9 protein-coding genes, 1 pseudogene and 1 riboswitch are annotated in these 9,599 nt (G+C 30.8%); of the genes and pseudogenes, 4 read left to right on the top strand and 6 right to left on the bottom strand.

The window, feature by feature from the left end; all coding sequences use genetic code 11:
* Positions 1-185 precede the first annotated feature (185 nt).
* A complete protein-coding gene (locus tag CN514_RS16475) occupies positions 186-1,145 on the top strand; it encodes an LCP family protein (protein ID WP_176525935.1) in 960 nt (319 codons plus the stop codon).
* A 756-nt stretch (positions 1,146-1,901) separates the two neighbouring features.
* On the opposite strand, the gene CN514_RS16470 is transcribed toward CN514_RS16475, so the two are convergent.
* The 3 genes from CN514_RS16470 to CN514_RS26860 all read right to left on the bottom strand — a co-directional run bounded on the left by CN514_RS16470 (position 1,902) and on the right by CN514_RS26860 (position 4,220).
* Positions 1,902-2,552: a histidine phosphatase family protein gene (locus tag CN514_RS16470; RefSeq protein ID WP_098233521.1), complete on the bottom strand. Its 651-nt coding sequence runs from the start codon at positions 2,550-2,552 to the stop codon at positions 1,902-1,904.
* Positions 2,553-2,582: 30 nt separating this feature from the next.
* Positions 2,583-3,938 carry an NAD(P)/FAD-dependent oxidoreductase gene (locus tag CN514_RS16465; RefSeq protein ID WP_098233520.1) on the bottom strand — a complete coding sequence of 452 codons (1,356 nt, stop codon included), beginning with the start codon at positions 3,936-3,938 and terminating at the stop codon, positions 2,583-2,585.
* A 129-nt stretch (positions 3,939-4,067) separates the two neighbouring features.
* Positions 4,068-4,220, bottom strand: a complete 153-nt coding sequence (locus tag CN514_RS26860) for a putative holin-like toxin (RefSeq protein WP_353652073.1) — start codon at positions 4,218-4,220, stop codon at positions 4,068-4,070.
* Positions 4,221-4,561: 341 nt separating this feature from the next.
* Between CN514_RS26860 and CN514_RS16460 the strand changes: the two genes are divergently transcribed.
* Both CN514_RS16460 and CN514_RS16455 read left to right on the top strand, forming a co-directional pair.
* Positions 4,562-4,792, top strand: a complete 231-nt coding sequence (locus tag CN514_RS16460) for a hypothetical protein (RefSeq protein ID WP_098233519.1) — start codon at positions 4,562-4,564, stop codon at positions 4,790-4,792.
* Positions 4,793-4,997: 205 nt separating this feature from the next.
* Complete coding sequence (locus CN514_RS16455) at positions 4,998-5,222, top strand: hypothetical protein (RefSeq protein WP_098233518.1); 225 nt, start codon at positions 4,998-5,000, stop codon at positions 5,220-5,222.
* A gap of 235 nt (positions 5,223-5,457) precedes the next feature.
* Here CN514_RS16455 and CN514_RS16450 read toward each other — a convergent pair whose 3' ends face one another.
* Positions 5,458-5,685 (bottom strand): hypothetical protein, encoded by a 228-nt coding sequence (locus CN514_RS16450; protein WP_098233517.1) that lies wholly within the window; start codon positions 5,683-5,685, stop codon positions 5,458-5,460.
* A gap of 344 nt (positions 5,686-6,029) precedes the next feature.
* Here CN514_RS16450 and ric point away from each other — a divergent pair, with 344 nt between their 5' ends.
* Complete coding sequence (ric, locus tag CN514_RS16445; RefSeq protein WP_098233516.1) at positions 6,030-6,737, top strand: iron-sulfur cluster repair di-iron protein; 708 nt, start codon at positions 6,030-6,032, stop codon at positions 6,735-6,737.
* Positions 6,738-6,788: 51 nt separating this feature from the next.
* Here ric and CN514_RS16440 read toward each other — a convergent pair.
* Positions 6,789-7,477: pseudogene (locus CN514_RS16440) on the bottom strand (Crp/Fnr family transcriptional regulator).
* Positions 7,478-7,594: 117 nt separating this feature from the next.
* Complete coding sequence (gene ade / locus CN514_RS16435) at positions 7,595-9,316, bottom strand: adenine deaminase (protein WP_098233515.1); 1,722 nt, start codon at positions 9,314-9,316, stop codon at positions 7,595-7,597.
* Positions 9,317-9,348: 32 nt separating this feature from the next.
* A riboswitch (purine riboswitch) is annotated at positions 9,349-9,451 on the bottom strand.
* Positions 9,452-9,599 lie beyond the last annotated feature (148 nt).

Here is a 9,599-nt window from a genome sequence, read left to right as displayed (position 1 = left end):
ATATTTAACAAACTACATTTTATACTAACTATTATTTCATAACAATCAACTTTCATTTCCATTTATGGAAAAATATGGTATATCCCTATTTTCCTTTTTTGTTATGTATTTTCAAAATATTAGCGGGGAAATATAAACTAAAATACATAAATAGACTAAAAACATATAGAAGGAGTAATAGATTCATGTCAAAGTTCTTACGAATATGCCTTCTTTCTTTTCTTGTTTTCTTTCTGGCCAGTTGTCAAATTAAACCATCAAATCATGGCCAAAGCCAAACAAATCCACTAAGCGAGCAAAAAATGAGCTTTAAAAATAAACTTTTAAAAAACTCATTATTTTTCCTTGTTATAGGAGTTGATTCTCGAGGCGAAAAAAACTCTCGTTCAGATAGTATTGCAGTCGTTCAATATAATGTGGAAGACCGAACTTTAAAAGTTGCCTCAATACTAAGGGATTCATATGTTAAAATTAAAGGATATAAGTATGGTTATGGAAAAATTAATCAGGCCTACTATTTAGGCGGAGAAAAACTACTAAAAGAAACAATTTATCATAATCTCGGTATTCCAATTGACCATACGGTTATAATCGATTTTAAAGGTTTTGTTGGGATAGTTGATACACTTGTTCCAGAAGGTATTACAGTTAATGTTAGTCAATCAATCATAAATGATATGAACTTAAAAATGAAACCTGGAAAAAATAAACTACACGGTGAACAGCTCTTAAAATATGTACGTTTTAGGCATGATCATGATAATGATTTTGGGAGAGTTCAACGGCAGCAAGAAGTATTGTTAAAAGTCGTAAGTGCCGTTAAAGAAAAGTTAAATACGTTTGGTGGAATCGCTAGAGTACCTCTTTTATTAGACGAAACAACAAAATATGTTTCAACTGACTTAAAATTAGATGAAATACTTTCACTTGCTTCCATTGCATTTTCTCAACCAATTGAAAAAATTGATCGTTTGAGTATTCCTGTTGATGCTGGCTTTACAAACGAAACGGTTGAACATTCAGGTGCAGTACTAAAATTAAACTTTTCTAAGAACAGACAAACAATTAAGCAATTTTTTAAAGCTCCTGCACCAGTAATAAATAGTAAAAATAGTAATGGAAATAAAAAGTTGAAAAACAAATAATATATTGAACTTCACAAAAAAGAGAAGGTTGTAATCCTTCTCTTTTTCAAAGTGTTAAAATATAACGGTCTCTAGGGAAAACAAAATTAAGTGGAACATTATTGTTAAATGCTAAAGTGTTAGAGTTTGATCCTGGCTCAGGACGAACGCTGGCGGCGTGCCTAATACATGCAAGTCGAGCGGACTAATGGGAGCTTGCTCCCGTTAGTTAACGGCGGACGGGGGAGTAACACGTGGGCACCCTACCTGCAAGACAACAAATATATTTATTTATTATAACCATGGGAATCCGCAACACAATCTTAATATACCAACAAACTATCATAATTGTTTTTTCGGAAATAAAAAATATTAGTAGCCAATTTTGATTTATAGTTCTAATGATTAGTTTATAAGTTGATTTTCAACTCAATTGACTTACAAACTGATAATATCTGTTATGTTACACACTAAGTAAAGGATTTTTGATTAGGTTTTTATCGCAAACTTTTTTTGATGAATTAGTTGATTGGAATGGAGGGAACTCGACTCCTATGGGATAAGTGGGAAGACTGAGACCCCGCAGGCTTACCGAGGAGGCGAAAGAATCTCGCCCCATGGAAAGCGAGCATCCGGTAGTGGAAATCAACATCACTTTACTCCCTTTACGAAAATTTAGCAATTAATTGACAAGGTTGTTTTTCAAGAGGGTGAAAAAGAAAAGGTTGTAATCCTTCTCTTTTTTTTTTATTTTATCTTATTATGATTTATGCAATTTCATTGATTAAAAGAAATCACCTTATAAGTATCAGATGAGTATTCCAAGATTGTGATACTAGCGTTTTTTATTTCTAGTTCAATATTAAATTCCTCTGAAAATTTTGTAACTATATTACGAATCGTATTGCCATGAGTGACAATTAATACATTTTCATCGTTTTTATTATTTTCGATAATTAGTTCATTTAGCCCTTTTTCAATTCGATCCCATAGCTCGGAGTAACTCTCGGCATGATGGTATGGATCAGATTCTTTTATAAAATTTGTAATATCTTCTAGAGACCGATTTCTTAATAGTTCTCTAAAGGAAGTATAACCGTGATCATTTGCGACTTTACCTAAGGCAACTGCTGAGAATTCTCCTTCAAAACTACCAAAAAAGGATTCTCGGAAGGCTTTTGTTTTTCTAATTACAGGAATTTCGTAACTGTTTTTCTGTAAGATTAGTTCTGCCGTTTCAACAGTTCTACCAGAATCGCTAGTATATACACGGTCAAACTGGATATCTGATAATCTATTACCACATTCAATGGCTACTAGTTTTCCTTCTTCTGTTAATGGACTGTCGGCCCATCCTTGCATTCTTTTATAACGATTTAAATAAGTTTCACCATGTCTAATTAAATATAAATGAATTCTATTTTTCATCTAATCACCCACAATGTGAATTTGTAAAGTCTAGCTAAAACAATATTGATCCTTATATGCCAAAACCTTTCCTAAATAAATCCCACTAGCCGCTGCTTGGGATAACGAGTGTGTAACTCCAGAGCAATCCCCAATGACAAATAATCCTTCAATACTCGTTTGAAAGTTTGAATTAGTTTCTATAATCGGTGAATAAAACTTTCCATCTATTCCGTAAAGAAGTGTATCCTCATCAATTGTCTCTCCAATAAATTCTTCCAATTGGTGCAAAAATCCTTGTAAAATATTCAAATATAAATAAGGAACTTCATTTTTAAGGTCACCGCAATCGGCATCTAATGTTGGCTTTATACTGTTTTTTTTCATTTTGACATTAGTAGTAGGCTCACCGTTTAGTAAATCACCTAATCGTTGAACGACGATACGATCTATGCCGTTATTTATTTTTCCTATAATTTTACTAGCGTAAAGATTTGCTTCTTTCAGTGATGGAAAATATTGTGGTGTGAATAACGTAAAATTTAAATTAGTTGTTCCTGATTCTTTTTCTTTAAAATTTTGTCCATCAGGCATAACTAATCCTTCTTGAAACTTTCGAACGATTCTACCTTTTGGATTCATACAATATGTAGTTGAAATTAATTCATCATATTCAAAAGCGAGTTTCGTTTCAAATGTATCTTGTAAAATTGAGCGAAGCTGTTGTTCTTTCATTTCGACTCTAATTCCTAAATCTAAACGAGTTCTACCTTGTTTAACTCCGAGTGATGTACACTGGTCATTTAACCATTCTGTTCCGGATCTGCCTGTTGCAAATACTACGTTTTTAGATTCGAATTTTTCTAAGTTAGTATTTAAATAGAATCGATTGTTCTCCTTTTTAATATCTAGAACATCAACTTCAAAGCGAATATCAATCATACTAGATAATGCGAGATATAGTCGTTCGAAAATTTCTGATGAAAGGCGCGTACCAAGATGTCTAACTTCAGTTGTTAACATATGTAAATTGCAATCCTCGGCTTTTTTAGCCAAACTTTCATTTACAGTCGAATATTTTTGTACAGAACCACCCCCAAAAAGGCATAATAGATCGTCAACCTCTTCCATTAATTGCTCAAGATTTTCTCTGCCTACCTTTTGAGCTAATTCTCCTCCAAAATCACATGAATAGTTAAATTTGCCTTCTGATTTACCGAGTCCTGCAAAGCCATAATATTTACCACAAACATTACAATTGCATATACCGCCTTTGTCTGTTGCACAGGCTCTTTCCTCTAATGATTTTCCTTTTTCAAGTATTAATACTTTTTGATTTGATTGTAATAATGTATATGCTAAAAAAATGCTACTTACACCTGAACCGATAATTGTAATATCATACATCTTTTTTCACCTTCTTGATTTTTTCACTTATTCTAATTGTACAATAGTTACGATACATAAGTGAAATCCCCAAATTAGAATTGGTAGATATTATCTTTAGTAAAAAAAAACACGCCTTATTTGGCGTGTTCAAGAATTTTTATTCTTATCCTTATCTTTAAACTCTAAAATGGCGATCACAAACATACCAAAGCTAATCATTAGTGATAAAACTTCGAAAGTAATAATCCTAACCGCCTCCTTACTTTTAAGCCTTCCCGGAACCAAGTTTGTCCTATTCATTCAAATTTTTATTATTTTAATTTTTGTAAATTCCCTTGTAGAATACTCTAAATTTTGACCGTAACTATCAGAAAGGGGATCATGCTGGTCAATCTTTTCGTTATTGATATTTGACCTGAACCTTTGAAGCATTTTATGTTTATTAACGAATCAATTAAGTATCCCCACATTATGTAAACTTTTTCCTTTTACTATATTTTTCTAATTTTTACTAAATATACGGTAATTGTTGGAATTTTTGCAGATAATGATAGCAAACCCATCAATGATTTCTTACATAATCCTAATTATGTCTATTTTTGTTAATAATTGGAATAATAGTTCCGATAGGAGGAATACAAATGGATCATTTCGAAGCATTTTTGAATAGTAAGAATTGGATTGATAATGATTTAGATGCAAGGTATATAAACAAAAACCACCCTTATGCAATTTTAATTTCTGGGGATGAAGGACAAATTACTTTAAGAGGAAACACTGGTATTGATAACGGTCAAAACGGAGAAGAAATTTTCTCCTTTACATCATTAAAAGAGCTACAAGAGTGGTTTGAAGATAATATTGGGGAATGAATTAGTTGTATTTAATAAATAATCCTACTCATGCCAAAATCTAAAATTATTGGCTGAGTTTTTTTATTTTATTGCATGGAATGCTAAAAAAATTTAAATTAATCTAATAAATTGTAAAAATTAAATTTTTTGAAATTAAAAAAGCAGTATACATAAAGGATATTGAAGCCTTTGCAACGAATAATTTTCTTTGGAGGTGTTTGATATGAGCAGTAAAAATAATGAATTGAATTGTAATAAAGAAGATTTGTATCTTGAGGTAATCAACGAAATGAAAGGAATACAAATTCATTTATTAGAAGAGATCAATCGGTTAAACAGCGAAGTTAATTTTCTGATATCAGTTGTTCTACCAAATATAGATCGAGATAATTTAAATAATGATCAATTAGCCATGTTCGGAGAGATCGTATTGAATAAAAGAAGTTAAATAAATTAAGTATTAAAATTCTATCAAATGAAAAATTGATAAGTCTCTCAAGCAATCAAATCAAATTATGTTTTGCAAAATACTTCTCTTTTACCTCTTATAACTTTTACCACTAAAGATTGATTGTTAGATTGATGAACTTGAATCCATAGGTGTAAAAACATTTATAGTAATGAAAATTATTTCAATGTAAACTTATTTCTGTATTTAATTAATTTCCAAAGCAATTCCCGTTTTACTCTTCAATCTTTTTAGAAAAAACTTTACCGTTATTCAATTGACACCAGTCCAAATCTGTCGTGTCACTGTATTTTGAGTTAAATTCATCTATAGAAAGAAACAATTCAATATTACCTTTTTCAAGCTCTAAAAGAAGCGTATATGGAGTTAAACCGTAAACATTAGAAACAGCAATTAATTCACCTATGTGTATTTTTTCTGAAAAATCAATTTTATCTTCCATTTCAATCTCTCCTTAACCTTAAGAATTGCTCGAAATAAATACTTTTATATACTGCCCTTAATACAAATATATCTTCAAACATTCTTCAATATAAAATTTTTAAAATTAACCATACAAGAACAATCGTTATTACAAATTGAAAAATGAATTCAAAATGTAAAATGACTCTAGTATTTTTCTTGAGTCATTTTATTGTTGGCTTTACTTACCGAAATAATTGTATTAATCGTATTATTTTTTATTAGTTTATGTTTTATTAATTCTTAATCATAAAAAAATCACAATTTGTGATTTATATCACAAATTTATATCAATCGATTTGGTATTCTTTTTTTAGAAATAAAATGAATCAACCATTTAATGAGTTCTCTAAAATTAGTGAGATTGTTACTGAATTCCCAAAGGCAAGTGATCAATTTAAAACATATCGAATTGATTTTTGCTGTGGTGGAAATAGGCCTCTAATCGAAGCGATTAAAGAAAAAAACCTTTCAAAAGATGAAATTCTATCAAAACTAAATACGTTATATCAAGAAAAAAAATTATCAAACGAAGTAGAAATTGATTATAAAGAAGCTTCTAGTAGTGATTTAATCGAACATATCGTGAACAAACATCATCGTTTTTTAAATGAGGAATTACCTCTATTAAGTCCATATGTAACAAAAGTAATGCGAGTTCACGGAGAAACTCAACCTCATTTAGTAAGATTACACAAGTTGTTCTTTGATTTAAAAACAGAACTAGAGGAACATACTTGGAAGGAAGAAACAACGGATTTTAAATTGATTTTAGAATATGAACAAAACCCAACTGATGAAAATTATATGAAATTAAATAAAGTAGTTGGCGAATTAGAAAATGAGCATAGTTCTGCTGGGGATATATTAAAACAATTACGTGAAATCACAAATGACTATACCCCACCAAAAGAAGCTTGTGGTACTTATCGCCTTGTTTATCAAAGACTTGAAGCTATAGAGGCTGATACATTCCAACAGATCCATTTAGAAAATAATATATTGTTTAAACGAGCGATTGTTAGGGTTTAAATCGATTTAATTTATTCACTATTAAGGGGCATGAGTTGTCATGCTCCTTCTTTAATTAACTTCCGCCTGCAATTCTTCTATTTTTATTATAAAAAAACCTTCTGAATCAACATTAACTAGTTCCTTTTTTCTTAATAGATTTACAATACGATTTACTGTCTCTCTTGATGAACCAATCATATTAGCAAGTTCACGATTCGTAAAATGAGTAGTTATTTTATATTGATTTTTATCTAAAGATACCCCATTTGATTTACATAGGCGTAATAATAACATAATGACTTGATCATATGTATTATGTAATGTTTGTTCAACTAATCTAGCTTGTAGATCAATAATTTTTTCTCCAAGAAATTTCAACAACTTAATACATAGCTCAGGATATTTAATCAGGATTTGCTCAAAGTCAGCGACCGGTGTGATAATTAACTCTGCTGTTTTAAGCACTTCAGCATGGGCTGGGAAGGTTCCTTTTCGAAATAAACCAACATGTGGAAACATCTCACCAGTTCGTGGTACTGAAACAATTTGTTCTCTACCCGACAGATCAGTTATATGTATTTTTATTTTTCCAGAGTGTAAAAAAACACGCGATCAAGTTTTTCACCTTGCATAAAGACAAATGATTTTGCTTTATATAATCTCATATGTGAAATTTCCACTATCGTTTGAATCCCTTCATCCGAAAGATCTTTAAAAAGTGGGACTCTTTTAAAATGATTAAAAATCACATCTGACATTCAATATACTCCTCTATAAGAAATTCCTTTTACTCTTAAATACAAGTATTTACCTATCCCCCTTATCTAATTAACAAGAAAAAGACTCCTTTGCTAGGAGTCTTCATTTTTTTATATTTATTCACCAGAAAAAACCGGAATAATTTTAAATTCATTTACATTAAATAAACCTTTAGTCGTTAGTTTTATACTCGGAATAACTGGTAGCGCTAGAAATGATAATGTTAAGAAAGCGTTAAATGTATTGTTTGGTCTAATTTGAAGTAAGGATTTTTCAATTTGATGTAAACCTGCTTCTACTTCTTCAGCAGATTTATTACTCATTAAACCGCCAATCGGTAATGATAATTTGGCAATAACTTTTCCAGATGATACGACTACTATTCCACCGTTCATTTCTTCAATTGTTTTAATGGCAAGATACATATCATGATCATTCATACCGGCAACGATTAATTGGTGTGAATCATGAGCAATGGTTGTAGCGATTGCTCCGTCAATTAAATTTAATCCTTTAACAATCCCTAGACCAATCTCCTTTTCAGAATGATAGCGATCTATTACTGCTATTTTACATAAGTTTTCGGCTACACATGGAATAAAATGAGTATATTCACTTGATAATTTTTCCATTAAATGATTTGTTACGATACTATTCGGATTAATTTCAATTATATTTGCAAGCATTTTAGAGTCTGTTTTTAATTCAAGATCTTCAATTTTTAGATCTCCTAAGCTTACTTTTGAATCAATCAAATTTGACTCTTCATTATTAATTAGTTTACTAATCTGTTTGTTTTTAACGATAAACTCATTATTACACCAAACGTCCGTAATTTCTACTAATTCTAAATCGTTTAAAAATACAAAGCTTGCTTCATATCCAGGAGCAATTGCACCTTTTTGTTTTAAACCATAGCATGTTGCTGGATTTAATGTTGCCATTGAATAGGCAGTCACTGGATCAATTCCGAATTTGATTGCTGTTCGAATACAAAAATCAATCGAACCTTCTTTCATGATATCATCTAAATGTTTATCATCGGTGCAATACATAATTCGCTGTGCATTTCGATCATTTACTGCAGGTAATAAATCCTTTAGATTTCTTGCAGCGGACCCTTCTCTTAATGCAACATATAACCCTGCTCTCAGTCTTTCCATTACTTCCTTGACATTTGTACATTCATGATCAGTTGAAATACCTGCATAGGAATATGTGTTTATTTCATTTTTAGTTAATCCAGCTAAATGACCATCAATCGGCTTTTGATAAGCGTGAGCTAATTTTAATTTATCGATCATTTGTTTTTCCATCGACATAACTGCAGGATAATCCATTACTTCTGCTAATCCGAGTACTCTCGGATGTGTCATAAAAGGCTCTAGATGTTCCGCATAAAGTATGGCTCCCCCACGCTCTAAAGAGGTTGCAGGTACACAGGACGGTAACATAACTCTAACGTCTAACGGAATATTTTCTGAAGCGTCTAACATCATTTTAATTCCATCCACTCCAGAAACATTTGCGATTTCATGTGGATCGCAAATAACAGTTGTTACGCCATGTGGTAGTACAGTTCTCGCATATTCACTAGGTAAAACCATTGATGATTCTATATGAACGTGGGAATCAATAAAGCCAGGTGATATATATTTCCCTTCAGCATCTATTACTACATTAGCTTCATAATCACCTATTCCAACTATTATTCCATTTGTAATTGCGATTGAATCTTCTATTATTTCTTTCGTAAAAACATTTATTATTTTCCCATTTATGATTAAAAAATCAGCCTTTTCAGCCTTTGTTGACGATTTCATTTCATGTAAGTTCATGTTTGTTTCCTCCTAAATATTTAGGAGAGAATATGCTATGTCATATCTCTCGTAGTCAAACTATATCGGCAGCTTGGTAGATACTTTTGGACCGGTTATTTCCAAAATTATACGAGCGTATTAAGAATCTCTTTATTTTTATTGACTCAGACTAGAAAAACAAGTTTACTGAATCATGTAATTTAAAGTGAATGAACTTAATTAGCTACTATTTAATTGTAAAAAACTATATTGATAGTATTCTATTAAATTTTGACTCTAAAAAGCAATAACTATTTTTAAG

It is taken from the genome of Bacillus sp. AFS001701, from assembly GCF_002559405.1.
GTDB lineage: Bacteria > Bacillota > Bacilli > Bacillales > Bacillaceae_G > Gottfriedia.
Note: the sequence above shows the minus strand (reverse complement) of the source record. Positions and strands in the feature narration are given on the sequence as shown.